We start from the raw sequence: 16,263 nt of genomic DNA, 5'->3' as shown, positions 1-16,263 counted from the left end.
GGGCCTATGCGCGCGCGCGGATAACCTGCAGCAACGGCAGCAGGGCCGCCATCTCGGGGCCACGCTCCATACCGGTCAGCGCCTTGCGCAGGGGCATGAACAGGCCCTTGCCTTTGCGGCCGGTCGCCTCTTTCACAACCGCCGTCCACTTGCCCCAGGTCTCGCCGTCAAACGGCCCCTCGGGCAGCAGTTCCATCGCCTGCGCAACGAATTCGCGGTCCTCCTCGTCGATAAGCGGCTCGGCGCCGTCGCGGCACAGCTCCCACCAACCCTTCAGGTCGTTCAGCGTGGTGATGTTCTCGCGCGCCATCATCCAGAACGGTTCGGCCAGTTCATCGGGCACACCGGCCGCGGCAACCGCGTCGGCAACCTTCTCGAGCGGTAGCGTCTGCAGATACCGGGCCGTCAGCGGGAACAGGTCCTGCACGTCGAACTTGGTCGGCGCCGACCCGAACCGGGTCACGTCGAAACCTTCGATCAGCTCAGCCATGTCGCTGCGCAGTTCCACCGGATCTGACGACCCCAGACGGGCCATCAGGCTCAACAGCGCCATCGGCTCGACACCCTGCTCGCGCAGATCGCGCAGCGCCAGAGTCCCCAACCGTTTGGACAGCGCCTCGCCCTGCGGGCCGGTCAAAAGCGAATGGTGCGCAAAGTTCGGAACGGTTCCGCCCAGGGCCTTGATGATCTGGATCTGGGTCGCGGTGTTGGTGACATGATCGGCGCCGCGCACCACGTCCGTCACGCCCATCTCGGTGTCATCCACCACCGAAGCCAGCGTGTACAGAACCTGCCCGTCGCCGCGGATCAGCACCGGATCCGACACCGAGGCCGCGTCGATCGACACGTCGCCCAGGATGCCGTCTTTCCATTCGATGCGCTCGTGATCCAGCTTGAACCGCCACACGCCGTTGCCGCGCTCGGCCCGCAGCGCCTCTTTCTCGGCCCCCGACAGGTTCAGGGCGGCCCGGTCATAAACCGGCGGCTTGCCCATGTTCAGCTGCTTCTTGCGCTTGAGGTCCAGCTCGGTCGGGGTCTCGAAGGCCTCGTAGAACCGGCTGATCTCGCGCAGCTTGTCGGCGGCCTCGGCATAGCGGTCCAGCCGGTCCGACTGCCGCTCGACCCGGTCCCAGTGCAGGCCCAGCCACTCGAGGTCCTGCTTGATCGCATCGACATATTCCTCCTTCGACCGCTCGGGGTCGGTGTCGTCGATGCGCAGGATGAACGTGCCGCCGGCCTTGCGGGCGATAAGATAGTTCATCAGCGCGGTGCGCAGATTGCCCACATGAATGTAACCGGTGGGCGACGGGGCGAAACGGGTCGTTGTCATGGATGTCTCCTGTTGGCGCGGCTCTTGTCATATGGGCGCGTTTTTGTCCAGCGATTGCTGGGCGGCCGACGCCGCCCGGGGTTGCCGGGACGCGCGGCCACCCTAGTTCATCACGCGTGATCACACAGGGAGACAGTTCAATGACACCGAAATTCACCCGCCGCGCCGCTTTGGGTGCCGCAGCCGCGCTGCCCCTTGCCGCCTCGGTCAAACCAGCCCTAGCCGCCGGACCGGGGGCCATGGCCAATTCGGCCGCCGCCCGCAGCTTCATGCTGGGCGATCTCACCGTGACGACCCTGCTTGACGGCAGCCTGCCAAGGGAAGGCGCCAAGGAAATCTTTGGGGGAGGCGCCTCGGACGAGGAATTCGCCCGAGTGTCGGCGGAAAACTTCATCCCTGCCGACAAGGCCCAGTTCTTCTTCACGCCCACGCTTGTGAACACCGGCAGCGAAATGATCCTGTTCGACACGGGCCTGGGCCAGGGCGGCATTCAAAAGGCCTTGGCCGATGCCGGCGTTTCGCCCGATGACATCGACGTGGTGGTTCTGACCCACATGCACCCCGACCACATCGGCGGGATGACCACGAATGACGCTCCGACCTTTGCCAACGCGCGCTATATCACGGCCGCGACCGAATATGACTTCTGGTCGGCGCAAGAGGCCGGAAACCGCGTCGGTGACATGGTGGCCGCCAAGGTCACTCCGATGGCGGACAAGATGACCTTCGTGGAAGATGGCGCCGAGGTCGCGCCGGGCATCACCGCCATGGCCGCATTCGGCCACACGCCCGGGCATATGGTCTATCACCTGGAAAGCAACGGTCAGCGGTTGATCCTGACTGCGGATCTGGCCAACCACTATGTCTGGTCCTTCGCCCATCCCGAATGGGAGGTTCGGTTCGACATGGACAAGTCTGCGGCGACCGCGGCGCGGCGCAAGGTTCTGGGCATGCTGGCCGCCGACAAGATACCGATGATCGGGTATCACATGCCGTTCCCGGCCGCAGGCTTCGTCGAACAGCGCGGTGAAGGCTTCCGCTTCGTGCCCGTCAGCTATCAGATGATGGGGTAAACGACGGCGCACCATTGGACTGCCCGCGCTTAGCGCGGGCTTTTCATGGATGGAAGTTCGACAAACAACAGTTGCTGGGTGCCGCTCTGCTGCTCTCAACGCTCGGTCTCGACGCACCCCGCCCGGGCTCAGGCCGCGCCTGCCAGTTCCGCCAGTTTCTGCCTGAAGGTCCCCACCAGGCTCGGCGCGGACTTCCCATCGTCGGGTTCCTCGTCGGCACGCAGATCAGGAAATTCCGGGCGCTTGATCGCTGCGGCCGGCATTCGGCGCCGTTCCTTTTGCATAATATCCGCGATCGAGGCATCCACGTCCGCCACATCCAAATCTTGCGGCGGCGACTTCATCGCTTTGTACTGCAAAGGAGCATGCAGCGGCTTGTCATAATCGTTAAACATCTCAACACCAACCAACTAACGTTTGGCACCCCACCACGGATGCTTTACCAGCGGCCCTGTCTTTCAAGATGCACGCGGCCGAAACGGCCAATCAAGGCAGGACCTGTACCAAATTATGTCGAAAAGATGTCATCGCAGCAAGGATCTGCGGGGCCAAAGCCTCTATCCGGCCAACAAAACACACAATGATGGATATTCAGATGACATTGTTTCTTTTCGCAAAACTAAACTGTGCATTTTGCCGCCCAAGACTCATCCCGGGCGTGCGGCTCACCCGCGATCCCGCCAGCGGTTCACGATCGGATAGCGCCGGTCCAACCAGAAGGCCCGTTTGGTTAGCCGGGTGCCCGGCGCCGACTGGAATCTCTTGTATTCGCTGATGTAGATTAGATGCTCGACCCGGCGGGCATCGGCCTCGTCGAACCCGGCGGCGACGCAATCGGCGATCGAACCGTCCCGATCCACGAGAATCTCAAGAATGCCATCCAGCACCGGATAGTCAGGCAGGCTGTCGCTGTCCTTCTGATCCTCGCGCAGCTCGGCACTGGGCGGCTTGTCGATGACCGAGGAGCTGATGACCTCGCCCCCCGGCCCTTTCATCCAGTCGCGGTGATTGGCATTGCGCCAGCGGCAGGTTTCGAACACCCGTGTCTTGTACAAATCCTTGATCGGGTTGTAGCCGCCATTCATGTCGCCATAGATCGTGGCATAGCCCACGGCGACCTCGGATTTGTTGCCGGTGGTCAGCAGCATCTCGCCGAACTTGTTCGAGATCGCCATCAGCAGCAGACCGCGCAGACGGGACTGGATGTTCTCCTCGGCAATGTCGGCCGGTCGACCCGCGAACAGCGGCTCCAAGGTCTCGGTCACGGCGGCGCGCGATTGGCTGATCGGCACATAATCGTACTGCACGCCCAGCGCCTTGGCGACGGCCTCGGCGTCCTCGAGCGACGCGGCACTGGTATATTCCGACGGCAGCATCACGCAGCGCACGTTTTCAGCCCCCAGCGCATCGACGGCGATTGTGGCCACCAACGCAGAATCGACCCCGCCCGACAGGCCCAGCAACGCCTTGGAAAACCCGGTCTTGGCCATGTAGTCGCGCAGCGCCTGCACCATAGCGCGATAGTCCTGCTCCCACGTGTCGGGCTGTTCCGCGACCGCGCCCGGCGCGATGGTCCAGCCCTGTTCGCCGCGCTGAAGATCGACATGAGTCACCGCCTCGTCGAAAACCGGCATGCGGAAGGCCAGCGCCCCGCCGGGATTCAGGCCAAAGCTGCCCCCGTCAAACACTTGGTCGTCCTGCCCACCGACCATGTTGAGATAGATCACAGGCAAACCTGTCTCGACCACGCGCGCGACCATCTGGTTAAGGCGCACATCGTATTTGTCGCGGAAATATGGGGACCCGTTGGGGATCAGCAGGAACTCAGCGCCGGTCTCGGCCAGCGTCTCGGCCACGTCCTCGTGCCAACCATCCTCGCAGATCGGGCTGCCGATCCGGGTGTTGCCCACGGCATAGGGCCCGCCCAGCGGCCCGGCATCGAACAGGCGCACTTCGTCGAAAACCGTTTCATTGGGCAGGTGATGCTTGAATACCTTGCTGACGATCCGCCCCTGGTTGAGGATCAGATAGGCGTTGTAGAGCTTGCCGTCCTCGACCCAAGGCCCGCCGATGGCCATGGCCGGCCCGTTCGCGCAGTCTGTGGCCAGTTGCCGCAACGCGTCCATGGCGGCGGCGTGAAAGGCGGGCTTCTGCACTAGGTCCTGCGTGTTGTAGCCGGTGACGAACATCTCGGGCAGTGCGACCAGATCGGCGCCCGCCGCACAGCCCTGCTCCCACGCGGACCGGGCCTTGGCTACGTTGCCCGCGATGTCGCCCACCGTTGGGTTCAGCTGTGCCAGCGTGATGCGGAAATGGTCGGCCATGTTTGCCCTCTTGCCCTCGTCACCTGCCAAGGCATTTAGCAGATCGGGCCGCAAGTGAAAGGCCATAGCGGCAAAACCCGTTGCCCGACCGGATGCTGTGTCATAGTTTTGCACGAGCGAACCCAACAGATGACAACCGGGCAGGCGGGACCCAGATGAAGCTTCTCAGGAATTCGATTGCCATCGCCGCGATGGGTGTGGCCGGCCAGTCTCTGGCGCAGCAGGGCCAGGTCATCGTTGCCGATGACGACGTGGGCGGTGTCTACGAGGGCACCTTCGAAAACGGTCTGCGCCACGGTACAGGCACCTACCGGCTGCCGGACGGGTTCGAGTATACCGGCGAATGGGTCGAAGGCGAGATCCAGGGCAAAGGGATCGCGCGCTACGCCAACGGCTCGGTCTACGAGGGCGACTTCGTCAAGGGCCGGCCCCACGGCAAGGGCAAGATCACCTTCGCCGATGGCGGCACCTACGAAGGCGAATGGGTGGACGGCGCGATCAACGGCACCGGTGTCGTGACCTATGCCAACGGCATACGTTACGAGGGCGGGTTCAAAAACGCGCAACACCATGGCAAGGGCGTGATGACCGACCCCGGAGGCTATGTCTATGACGGCGACTGGGTCGATGGCGTGCGCCAGGGCAAGGCCAAGATCACCTATGCCGATGGCGCCGTTTACGAGGGCGACATCAAGGCCGGGCAGCGCGACGGTCAGGGCACGCTGACGATGCCCGACGGGATGATCTATGCAGGTGAATGGTCCGAGGACCGGATCAACGGAACCGGACGCCTGACCCAGCCTAACGGAGACGTTTACGAAGGCCCGCTGGTCGACGGCCGGCGTCAGGGCGCGGGCAAGGTGACCTATGCCAATGGTGACATCTACGAAGGCGAATTCGACGATGACCGGCGCGACGGCAAGGGCACCTACACGGGCACCGACGGATATGTCTATTCGGGCGAATGGAAGGACGGCCAGATTCACGGGCTGGGCGAGGCGACCTATCCCGACGGCTCGGTCTATGTCGGCGATTTCAAAGCAGATCTGGCCGACGGGCAAGGGCGCATCACCTATCCCGACGGCTCCTCGTACGAAGGCGACTGGGTTGCCGGGGTAATCGAAGGCCGGGGTACAGCCACGTATGCCAACGGCACGATCTATAAAGGCCAGTTCAAAAACGCCCGCACTCACGGAAAGGGTGTTCTGACCCGCGCCGACGGGTCCAGCTATGACGGAGACTGGGTGGACGGCGTGCGCCAGGGCAAGGGCAAGGCGACCTATGCCGACGGCACCGTATACACCGGCGATTTCCTGAACGGCCAGCGCCACGGCCAGGGCGAGGTGGTGATGCCCAACGGCTTCAAATATTCGGGCGCGTGGTCCGAGGGCAAGATCACCGGATTTGGCGTTGCGACCTACCCCAACGGCGACGTGTACGAAGGCAATTTCGTCAATGGCAAGCGTCAGGGCAGCGGCACGATGCGCTATGCCAACGGGGAAGAAGAAACAGGCACCTGGGAAAACGGCGCGCTGACCGAATCCGGCGCCGAACAGCCGACCGAGGCTGAACCGCAAGCGCCCGAAGCCGAAACGGACCCGGATGCCGCCCCGTCGGACGGGTAGAACGTCACCATGGCACCGGCTTTCCGGCCCAGTCGAAGAACTGCCCTGTCTGCTCGGGACATAGACCATCGACAACCTGCATCAGGTTGCTCGCCGCCTCGTCCGGCGGGACCGCAGGGTGCCGGCCCAGGTATTTCTGCGTGAACGGGGTCTTGACCGTTCCGGGGTGCAGGGCGACGCAGATCGCATCCTTGTGGGTTCGGGCCAGTTCGATTGCGGCCGTATGCACGATCTGGTTCACCGCCGCCTTGGCCGCGCGATAACTGACCCAACCGCCCAGACGATTGTCCCCGATCGAGCCCACCCGTGCCGACAGTACCGCGAACACCGACCGCCCGTTGCGCGGCAACAGGCGATGCGCGTGTTTCAGCACCAGGGCCGGTCCCACCGCGTTCAGGGCGAATTGATCCATCATGGCCTTGGCCGAAACCGCCCGAATAGTCTTTTCCGGTTCCGCCCCGTCGATCTCGAGCGCACCGGATGCCACCAGAACAAGGTCGAACGGCCCTTCGACACGGCCCAGCATCTCGTCGGCCAGTTCCGGCTGCATCAGATCCAGCCCGTTTTCCGACCGCGACAGACCGACGACATGAACCGACCGCGACAGAAGCTCATTGCAGACGGCCCGGCCGATCCCGCCGCTTGCACCTATGACCAAAGCATTTCTCATCGCTCTCCAGCTAGCGGAGTTGCCTGCGCAATCAATCCCCGTTTCCGATCCTTTCGCGAAATCGGACGGCCGCGCATTTTCCTTCTTTTCATTCCCGGTTTGGGGTGTATAACCTCGAACCCATGATCAACCGCGCAGATATCCCCTCGTTCGACGCCACCGCCCGTGGCGCGTCCCTGCGTGGCCTACTGATCCTAATCCGCCTCTGAGCGTGCCATCCGGCGCGCCCGCTCAGAGGAGGACGCCTGCGCGCCAATGGCTTTAGGACAGACAAGAAAGTGACCCCCATGACCAACGTGACCGACCAAGACCGCGTCTTGATCTTTGACACCACTTTGCGCGACGGCGAGCAAAGCCCCGGCGCAACCATGACCCATGACGAAAAGCTGGAAATCGCCGAGCTGCTGGACGACATGGGCGTCGACATCATCGAGGCCGGCTTTCCAATCGCTTCCGAGGGGGATTTCAAGGCCGTGTCGGAAATCGCGCAGCGCGCGAAGAACGCCCGCATCTGCGGCCTGGCCCGTGCGAATTTCGCCGATATCGACCGCTGCTGGGAGGCGGTGAAACACGCCGAGAAGAACCGGATCCACACCTTCATCGGCACCTCACCACTGCACCGGGCCATTCCGAACCTGACTCAGGACGAGATGGCCGAAAAGATCCACGAGACCGTCAGCCACGCCCGCAACCTGTGCGAAGACGTGCAATGGTCGCCGATGGATGCGACCCGGACCGAATGGGACTATCTGTGCCGCGTGATCGAGATTGCGATCAAGGCCGGCGCGACCACGATCAACATTCCCGATACGGTGGGCTATACTGCTCCGGCGGAGTCGGCCGATCTGATCCGCAGGTTGATCGAAACCGTTCCGGGCGCTGACGAGGTGGTCTTTGCCACCCATTGCCATAACGATCTGGGCATGGCGACCGCAAACGCCCTGGCCGCGGTTGCCGGCGGCGCACGGCAGATAGAATGCACGATCAACGGCCTGGGGGAACGCGCGGGCAATACCGCGCTGGAAGAGGTCGTGATGGCCCTGCGTACCCGCAATGACATCATGCCGTGGAAAACGGGCATCGACACCACCAAGATCATGCATATCTCGCGTCGGGTGGCGACGGTTTCGGGCTTTCCGGTGCAGTTCAACAAGGCGATCGTCGGCAAAAACGCCTTTGCGCATGAAAGCGGCATCCATCAGGATGGCATGCTGAAGAACCGCGAGAATTTCGAGATCATGCGCCCCGAAGATATAGGCCTTTCGGGCACCTCGCTTCCGCTGGGCAAGCATTCGGGCCGGGCCGCGCTGCGCGACAAGCTGGAGACACTCGGCTACGAGGTCGGGGACAACCAGCTCAAGGACATCTTCGTGCGGTTCAAGGAACTGGCCGACCGCAAGAAAGAGGTGTTCGACGACGACCTGATCGCGCTGATGAGCGCTGATGACGCGACCAACGACCACCTGCAGCTGGTCTCGATGAAAGTCACCTGCGGCACCGGCGGTCAGGCCGAAGCCACGGTCGAACTGGAGGTCGACGGCAAGGATGTCATTGCCACCGAGCACGGGGACGGGCCGGTCGACGCCACCTTCAAGGCGATCCGAGTGATCTACCCGAACAAGGCGCATCTGCAGCTGTACCAAGTGCATGCCGTGACCGAGGGTACCGACGCGCAGGCCACGGTTTCCGTCCGTCTGGAGGAAGACGGCATGATCGCCACGGGCCAATCCGCGAACACGGATACCGTGGTGGCGTCGGCCAAGGCCTATATCAGCGCGCTGAACCGCTTGATCATGCGCCGCGAAAAGGCCGGCCCGGGCACGGATGCACGCGAGATCAGCTACAAGGATCTGACCTGATCAGAAATGGCAGGCAGGGCTCCCGCGCCCGCGGCAGCCCGGCTTCGCCGCGCAGCTTGACGGCCTTGGGCCTGGCACCGCTCCCAAGGCGCGGTGCCGGGCCCAACACGTTTGGCGGCATCTTCGATGCTGTCAGACGGGGCGGGAAACCATCGCCCCTGAAGCGCCGTCAGATCTTTGCGAACAGGTCGGAAAGACGCGCCGCCTCGTCTTCGATCCCGAAGGGTGCATTGACCACGAACATGCCCGAACCGATCATCCGGTGCCCCTTCCGCGCAGGCGGAAACCGAACTTCGTGCACGAACGTTTTGGGAAGATCCAGGCTCTTCAGTGCCGACACCATCGAAACGTGCCGATCGTCCGTCAGGATCGGGTACCACAGGGCAATGAGGCCCACGTTCCACTTGCGGTGCAACTTGGCGATCAGCCCAGGCAGGCGGCCATAATCCGCCTTAACCTCGTAGCTGGGGTCAATCAGCATCATCCCGCGCCGAGGTGTGGGCGGCAGAACCGACTGAGCCAGCTCGAACCCGTCCTGTCTGTACGTCTTGGCACCGCGCCCAGTCAGAGCCTGGTTCAGCGCCGCGTATTCCTGCGGGTGAAGCTCGGCGAAATGCAGACTGTCCTGCGGACGCAGCAGGCTTGCCGCAATCAGCGGCGATCCGGGATAGGCCGTTTCGCCAAACTGCGCCTGCACCGAGTGCAACGCGCGTGCCAGCGGGTGATCATCGGCAAACCACCCGTTGCTCAGCGCGCGCCCGATCCCTGCCGCTGCCTCTCCGGTCTGCACGGCCTCGGGGGCATTCAGGTGATACAAGCCCCGCCCCGAATGAGTCTCGAGATAGCTGATCGGCTTGTCCTTGCGGCTCATGTAGTCCAGCATCCATGCCAACAAAGCGTGCTTTTGCACGTCCGCTAGATTTCCCGCGTGGTAAATGTGTTGATATGAGAGCATGTTGCCTTCTAAAGTCCCTGTCAGAAAGGCGGAAAGGCGCTGACTTACGCGGAATCAGCCCTTTTACCGGGCGTCTTGGCACCCTATAAGTCATCCGTCCCGGAACCGTCGAGTCGCGGGCAGTAGAAATTTCTGACAGACAGGATCAGGGGAAATATGGGGATCTTCGACAGTTTGGGCGGCCTGTTCACAGCGGATATGGCCATCGACCTCGGGACGGCCAACACGCTGGTCTATGTCAAGGGGCGCGGCGTGATCCTGTCGGAGCCCTCGGTTGTCGCCTACCATGTCAAGGACGGGGTCAAGAAGGTTCTGGCCGTGGGCGAAGATGCCAAGCTGATGCTGGGCCGTACTCCTGGCTCGATCGAGGCCATCCGCCCAATGCGCGAGGGGGTGATCGCCGATTTCGACACCGCGGAAGAGATGATCAAGCATTTCATCCGCAAGGTGCACAAGCGTTCGACCTTTTCGAAGCCCAAGATCATCGTCTGCGTGCCGCACGGCGCAACGCCAGTTGAAAAACGCGCGATCCGTCAGTCGGTTCTGTCGGCGGGCGCCCGCCGCGCGGGTCTGATCGCCGAGCCGATTGCCGCCGCCATCGGCGCCGGGATGCCGATCACCGATCCTACCGGCAACATGGTCGTGGATATCGGCGGCGGCACCACCGAGGTGGCCGTTCTGTCGCTGGGCGACATCGTCTATGCCCGATCGGTCCGCGTGGGGGGCGACCGCATGGACGAGGCGATCATCTCGTATCTGCGCCGTCAGCAGAACCTGCTGGTGGGCGAATCCACCGCCGAGCGGATCAAGACCACCATCGGCACGGCCCGGATGCCCGATGACGGGCGCGGCCAATCGATGCATATCCGCGGACGCGACCTTCTGAACGGTGTTCCCAAAGAAATCGAGATCAGCCAAGCCCAGGTGGCCGAGGCTCTGTCGGAACCCGTCCAGCAGATCTGCGAGGCGGTGATGACCGCACTGGAAACCACCCCACCAGATCTGGCTGCGGACATCGTGGACCGGGGCGTGATGCTGACCGGCGGCGGCGCGCTGCTGGGCGATCTGGACCTGGCCCTGCGCGAACAGACCGGATTGGCCGTGTCGATTGCCGACGAAAGCCTGAACTGCGTGGCTTTGGGCACCGGCAAGGCCCTGGAATACGAAAAACAGCTGCGCCACGCGATTGACTACGAAAGCTGAGGCGCGCACCCTCTGATCCGAGGGTCAACGATCGGGCACGAGCAGCACGGGAAGGAGTCCTGTGGCAAAAGACCGGGCACAGCGCGACGACTATACCACCCCCCTGCGCCGCTTGTTCACGGGGATCGTCGTCTTGTGCCTGCTGGGCATCTTTCTGGTCTGGCGCATCGACAGTCCTCGGGTCGAGCGGTTCCGGGCGCAGGTGGTCGATACGGTGGTGCCCTCGATGGATTGGGCCATGGTGCCGGTGACGGCCACCGTTAACCTGGTGCGGGATTTTCAAAGCTATCAGCGGCTCAGCGAACAGAACCGCGAACTGCGCAGCGAACTGCGTCGCATGCGCGCCTGGAAAGAAGCCGCGCTACAACTGGAGCAGGAAAATGCGCGCCTATTGGACCTGAACAATGTTCGACTTGATCCGCGTCTGACTTACATCACCGGCGTCGTCATGGCCGACAGCGGGTCACCGTTCCGGCAATCGGTTTTGCTGAACGTCGGCGAGCGCGATGGCATCGTCGACGGCTGGGCCACGATGGACGGCATCGGGGTGGTGGGGCGTATCTCTGGCGTGGGGCCAGACACGGCGCGGGTGATCCTGCTGACGGACGCGTCCAGCGCGATACCCGCCACCATTCAACCGTCCGGCCAGACGGCGCTGATCCAAGGGGACAACACCCCGGCGCCCGTGGTCGAATTTCTGGAAAATCGCGAACTCGTGCGTCCTGGCGACCGCGTGGTGACCTCGGGCGATGGCGGCGTCTTTCCGGCGGGCCTGCTGATCGGCCAGATCGCGGAAGACCCCAGCGGCCGCCTGCGCGTACGCCTGTCGGCAGATTTCGAACGCTTGGAGTTCCTGCGTGTGCTGCGCTATCACGCGGCCGATCCAATCCGCGATCCGGGCGGGTTGGTCGGTCCGAAACGCCCCGAAGCGTTGCTGGTTCCCGATGACGAGGCCGCCGATGGATAGGGCCGCGTCGCGCCTGTGGATGATGCGGGGCCTCTATCTGGCCTTGGGCATGCTGGTGATGTTTTTCCACCTATTGCCATTGGACACCCGCCCCGATCGCTGGCCGTTTCCCGAATTACTGATTGCCTTGACCTTCGCATGGGTCCTGCGGCGGCCTGACGACGTTCCAACCCTCAGCGTGGCGTTCGTCATGTTGATGGAAGATTTGTTGCTGCAACGCCCACCGGGCCTGCTGGCAGCGCTGGTGGTCATGGGCGCGTCCTATCTTCGGTCGGCCGGGCCGGGCATGCGCGATATGGGCTTTGTAGCGGAGTGGACATCGGTCGGGGCGGTCATTGCGGCTGTTTTTCTGTCAAACCGCATCGTGCTGGGGCTGCTATCGGTCGAACAGGGGGCGTTGGCGCCGGTTCTGGTCCAGGCGGCTCTGACCGTGATGGTCTACCCGCTTGTCGTCATCTTCGGCCAGGGCGTTCTGGGCGTCCGGCGCCCGTCGGCGGTCGACCCGACGATCCGGGGGGGGCAGGCATGAAACGCCCCACCAGGGACAAAGGCCTGGCCCACAAACGCCTGACCCGGCGGGCCCTGGTACTGGGCGGCATGCAGCTTGCCTTTGCCGGGGGGCTGGCGGCGCGCATGCGGTACATGCAGGTCGAACAGGCCGATCAATACCGGCTGCTGGCCGAAGAGAACCGCATCAACATCCGGCTGATCCCGCCGACCCGAGGCCGTATTTATGACCGGAACGGACAGGTGATCGCGCAGAATTCGCCCTCGTACCGGATCGTCATCGTGCGCGAGGACGCCGGCGACGTCGACAAGGTGATCGCTGATCTGGCGCGGCTGATCCCGTTGAAGGAAGACGAGATCGAGCGCGCCAAGACCGAAATGCGGCGCACGGCCCCGTTCCTGCCCGTCACCTTGGCCGACCAGGTGACGTGGGAGGACATCTCGAAAGTGGCGATCAATGCCCCGGCCCTTCCTGGCGTCACGCCCGAGGTCGGCCTGACCCGCCAATATCCCCGCTACGAGGATTTCGCCCATGTGGTCGGCTATGTCGGACCTGTCAGCGACTACGACCTGAGCAAGATGGAAGACCCCGAGCCGGTGTTGATGATCCCGCGCTTTCAGATCGGCAAGGTCGGGCTTGAGGCCAAGAAGGAAGACCTGCTGCGCGGCAAGGCGGGCGCCAAGCGGGTCGAGGTCAATGCAACCGGCCGGGTCATGCGCGAACTTGACCGCCGCGAGGGCCAGCCCGGCGCTGACCTGCAATTGACCATCGACGCCGACCTGCAGGAATACGCGCAGGCCCGGCTGGCCGGCGAAAGCGCCGCCGTGGTCGTGATCGATTGTGAGACGGGCGATCTGCGGGCCATCAGCTCGACACCCAGCTTCGACCCCAACCTGTTCGTGCGTGGGATCTCGGTGGCGGATTACCAGGCCCTGACCCAGAACAACCATCGCCCGCTGGCCAACAAGACGGTTCAGGGCACTTATCCGCCCGGGTCGACCTTCAAGATGATCACCGCGCTGGCCGCGCTGGAGGCCGGCGTCGTGGGCCCGGGCAACACCGTCTATTGTCCCGGCTACCTGAAGGTGGGCAGCCGGCGATTCCACTGCTGGAAACGCGGCGGGCATGGGACCGTCGACCTTGAAACCTCGCTGAAGCGCAGCTGTGATGTCTACTACTATGACGTGGCCCTGCGCGTTGGGATAGACAGAATCTCGGACATGGCGCGCAAGTTCGGTCTGGGCATCAAACACGACCTACCGATGTCGGCCGTGGCCGCGGGTCTTGCCCCGAACCAGGAATGGAAACGGCGCGTCCACGGCCAGGAATGGCTGATCGGCGACACGGCCAACGCCTCGATCGGGCAGGGCTACATGCTGGCATCGCCCTTGCAGCTGGCCGTCATGTCGGCCCGGATCGCCACAGGGCGCGCGGTCACGCCGCGTCTGATCCGCAGCGTCAACGGGGTCGAACAGCCCACGGGCGAGGGCGCGCCGCTGGACGTGAACCCCCGCAACCTTGAACAGGTCCGCAAGGCGATGTTTACGGTCTCGAACGACCGTCGCGGGACGGCCTATCGCAGCCGCATCATCGCCGACGAGTTCCGGATGGCGGGCAAGACTGGCACCAGCCAGGTGCGCAACATCACCAAGGCCGAGCGCGCCGCTGGCGTGATCCGCAACGAGGACCTGCCGTGGGAGCGCCGCGACCATGCCCTGTTCGTCAGCTTCGCGCCCTATGACAATCCGAAATTTGCGGTGGCGGTGGTCGTCGAGCACGGCGGCGGCGGTTCCAAGGCGGCGGCGCCGGTCGCCCGCGACGTGATGCTGCAGGCGCTGTACGGTGGCACGCCCCCGCTCGAGGCCTATCCGGTGGCCGACCGAGAGCGTATCAAGGAACAGCAAAAACGCCTGGAAGGCGATCGGCGTCCCAAGGCGCGGCCCGAGAAGAAGGATCGCGCATGAGCTATTTAGAATATGCCGTAAAGACCACGCCGACCGGGCTGCGCAAGTTTCTGTACATGAACTGGCCCCTGACCCTGTTGCTGATCAGCGTCGCCAGCGCCGGCTTTCTGATGCTGTATTCGGTCGCCGGAGGGTCGTGGCGCCCTTGGGCGGAACCGCAAATGGAGCGTTTCGGCCTCGGCCTTGCGGTCATGTTCATCGTGGCGCTGATCCCGATCTGGTTCTGGCGCAGCATGTCCTTGCTGGCTTATCTCGGCTCTCTAGGCCTGTTGGTGCTGGTCGAGCTGTTCGGCACGGTTGGCATGGGCGCCCAGCGCTGGATCGACTTGGGGTTCATGCGGCTGCAGCCCTCCGAACTGACCAAGGTCACGCTGGTGATGGTGTTGGCTGCCTACTACGACTGGCTGCCTTCGGAAAAGACGTCGCGACCGCTCTGGGTGCTTCTGCCTCTTCTCCTGATCCTGATCCCGACCGCGCTGGTGTTGAAACAGCCAGACCTGGGAACCGCGATCCTGCTGCTGGCGGCCGGAGGTGGGCTGATGTTTCTGGCAGGCGTGCATTGGGCCTATTTCGCCGCCGTCATCGCGGCGGGGGTGGGCCTGATCACTGCCGTGTTCAAAAGTCGCGGTACCGACTGGCAGTTGCTGAAAGACTATCAGTTCCGCCGCATCGACACCTTTCTCGACCCCTCAAGCGACCCTCTGGGCGCCGGATATCACATCACCCAGTCGAAAATCGCGCTGGGGTCCGGCGGCTGGAACGGACGTGGGTTCATGCAGGGCACGCAATCGCGCCTGAACTTCCTGCCCGAAAAGCACACCGACTTCATCTTCACGACCCTGGCCGAAGAATTCGGCTTCGTCGGGGGCATCACGCTGCTGACGCTCTACGGGCTGATTCTTGTCTTCTGCCTTGTCACCGCCCTGTCCGCCAAAGACCGGTATTCGTCCCTGGTGACCTTGGGCATCTCGCTGAACTTCTTTCTGTTCTTTGCGGTCAACATGTCGATGGTCATGGGTCTGGCCCCGGTGGTGGGGGTGCCGCTGCCGATGGTCAGCTATGGCGGCTCGGCCATGCTGGTGCTGATGGTCGCCTTCGGCATCGTCCAGAGCGCCCACATCCACCGCCCCCGCTGACCCGAAAGGCTTGCGATGTCGATCAATGTCCTGTTCTCTGCCCGCCCTGCCCTGTGGCCGGTCTATGAACCGCTCTTGACCAAGGGCCTGTCGGGGATGGACGCCACCATCGCCACCGATCTTCCGCCGGAACAGGTGGACTATGTCGTCTATGCCCCCAATGGCGGTCTGCTGGATTTCACCCCGTTCAAGCGGTTGAAGGCGGTGCTCAGCCTCTGGGCGGGGGTCGAGAAGATCGCCGGAAACGAAACCCTGACCGTTCCGCTGGCCCGGATGGTCGATCACGGCCTGACTCAGGGTATGACCGAATGGGTGGTGGGCCACGTCCTGCGCTACCATCTGGGCATGGACCGGCACATCACGGTGCAAGACGGTGTCTGGGCCCCGGACCCTCCGCCTTTGGCGTCCCAGCGAACGGTCTGCGTGCTGGGGCTGGGGGCGCTGGGGCAGGCGGCGGCCGTGGCGCTGTCCAGACTCGGGTTCAACGTCATCGGTTGGAGCCGCACCGCCAAGACCATCCCCGGAGTCAGCGGCATGCATGGGCCTGACGGCCTGCGCCGCGCGTTGCGACAGGCCGACATCGTGGTTCTGTTGCTGCCCGATACCCCGGCGACCGAAAACACCCTGAACGCCGAGACGCTGGCCCTGC

At 63.6% G+C, this 16,263-nt stretch carries 14 protein-coding genes; 9 read left to right on the top strand and 5 right to left on the bottom strand.

The genetic code is table 11. The features are described from left to right. Nucleotides 1–4 precede the first annotated feature (4 nt). Nucleotides 5–1,330, bottom strand: coding sequence for a glutamate--tRNA ligase (gene gltX / locus AC2FM3_RS11645; RefSeq protein WP_496681897.1), 1,326 nt, complete (start codon nt 1,328–1,330; stop codon nt 5–7). A gap of 140 nt (nt 1,331–1,470) precedes the next feature. Between gltX and AC2FM3_RS11640 the strand changes: the two genes are divergently transcribed. After that, the gene (locus AC2FM3_RS11640) at nt 1,471–2,403 is read left to right on the top strand and encodes an MBL fold metallo-hydrolase (protein ID WP_496681895.1); all 933 of its coding nucleotides are present in this window, start codon (nt 1,471–1,473) and stop codon (nt 2,401–2,403) included. Between the two features lie 128 nt (nt 2,404–2,531). Here AC2FM3_RS11640 and AC2FM3_RS11635 read toward each other — a convergent pair whose 3' ends face one another. Both AC2FM3_RS11635 and AC2FM3_RS11630 read right to left on the bottom strand, forming a co-directional pair. Further along, nucleotides 2,532–2,798 (bottom strand): hypothetical protein, encoded by a 267-nt coding sequence (locus AC2FM3_RS11635; protein WP_496681893.1) that lies wholly within the window; start codon nt 2,796–2,798, stop codon nt 2,532–2,534. Between the two features lie 270 nt (nt 2,799–3,068). Beyond that, nucleotides 3,069–4,727: an NAD+ synthase gene (locus tag AC2FM3_RS11630; protein WP_496681968.1), complete on the bottom strand. Its 1,659-nt coding sequence runs from the start codon at nt 4,725–4,727 to the stop codon at nt 3,069–3,071. Between the two features lie 155 nt (nt 4,728–4,882). Between AC2FM3_RS11630 and AC2FM3_RS11625 the strand changes: the two genes are divergently transcribed. After that, nucleotides 4,883–6,352, top strand: a complete 1,470-nt coding sequence (locus AC2FM3_RS11625) for a 2-isopropylmalate synthase (protein WP_496681890.1) — start codon at nt 4,883–4,885, stop codon at nt 6,350–6,352. Nucleotides 6,353–6,356: 4 nt separating this feature from the next. Here AC2FM3_RS11625 and AC2FM3_RS11620 read toward each other — a convergent pair whose 3' ends face one another. Next, nucleotides 6,357–7,022, bottom strand: coding sequence for an SDR family NAD(P)-dependent oxidoreductase (locus AC2FM3_RS11620; protein WP_496681889.1), 666 nt, complete (start codon nt 7,020–7,022; stop codon nt 6,357–6,359). 287 nt (nt 7,023–7,309) lie between these two features. On the opposite strand from AC2FM3_RS11620, the gene AC2FM3_RS11615 reads away from it, so the two are divergent. Further along, nucleotides 7,310–8,881, top strand: a complete 1,572-nt coding sequence (locus tag AC2FM3_RS11615) for a 2-isopropylmalate synthase (protein WP_496681966.1) — start codon at nt 7,310–7,312, stop codon at nt 8,879–8,881. Nucleotides 8,882–9,050: 169 nt separating this feature from the next. Here AC2FM3_RS11615 and AC2FM3_RS11610 read toward each other — a convergent pair whose 3' ends face one another. Next, nucleotides 9,051–9,836: a 23S rRNA (adenine(2030)-N(6))-methyltransferase RlmJ gene (locus AC2FM3_RS11610; protein ID WP_496681888.1), complete on the bottom strand. Its 786-nt coding sequence runs from the start codon at nt 9,834–9,836 to the stop codon at nt 9,051–9,053. 156 nt (nt 9,837–9,992) lie between these two features. On the opposite strand from AC2FM3_RS11610, the gene AC2FM3_RS11605 reads away from it, so the two are divergent. From AC2FM3_RS11605 to AC2FM3_RS11580, 6 genes are all read left to right on the top strand, one after another. Further along, complete coding sequence (locus AC2FM3_RS11605; protein ID WP_093963423.1) at nt 9,993–11,039, top strand: rod shape-determining protein; 1,047 nt, start codon at nt 9,993–9,995, stop codon at nt 11,037–11,039. 61 nt (nt 11,040–11,100) lie between these two features. Further along, the gene (gene mreC / locus AC2FM3_RS11600; RefSeq protein ID WP_496681886.1) at nt 11,101–12,006 is read left to right on the top strand and encodes a rod shape-determining protein MreC; all 906 of its coding nucleotides are present in this window, start codon (nt 11,101–11,103) and stop codon (nt 12,004–12,006) included. Then, nucleotides 11,999–12,535 carry a rod shape-determining protein MreD gene (locus AC2FM3_RS11595; protein ID WP_496681885.1) on the top strand — a complete coding sequence of 179 codons (537 nt, stop codon included), beginning with the start codon at nt 11,999–12,001 and terminating at the stop codon, nt 12,533–12,535. The genes mreC and AC2FM3_RS11595 overlap by 8 nt, the downstream gene beginning before the upstream one ends. Then, a complete protein-coding gene (gene mrdA / locus AC2FM3_RS11590) occupies nt 12,532–14,478 on the top strand; it encodes a penicillin-binding protein 2 (RefSeq protein ID WP_496681883.1) in 1,947 nt (648 codons plus the stop codon). Before AC2FM3_RS11595 ends, mrdA begins: the two co-directional genes overlap by 4 nt. Further along, a complete protein-coding gene (gene rodA, locus AC2FM3_RS11585) occupies nt 14,475–15,614 on the top strand; it encodes a rod shape-determining protein RodA (protein ID WP_496681881.1) in 1,140 nt (379 codons plus the stop codon). The genes mrdA and rodA overlap by 4 nt, the downstream gene beginning before the upstream one ends. 15 nt (nt 15,615–15,629) lie before the next feature. Continuing rightward, nucleotides 15,630–16,263: NAD(P)-dependent oxidoreductase (locus AC2FM3_RS11580; RefSeq protein WP_496681879.1), on the top strand; the 634-nt coding region annotated here is incomplete at its 3' end.

The organism is Ruegeria sp. BHSB172, assembly GCF_059613165.1.
Note: the sequence above shows the minus strand (reverse complement) of the source record. Positions and strands in the feature narration are given on the sequence as shown.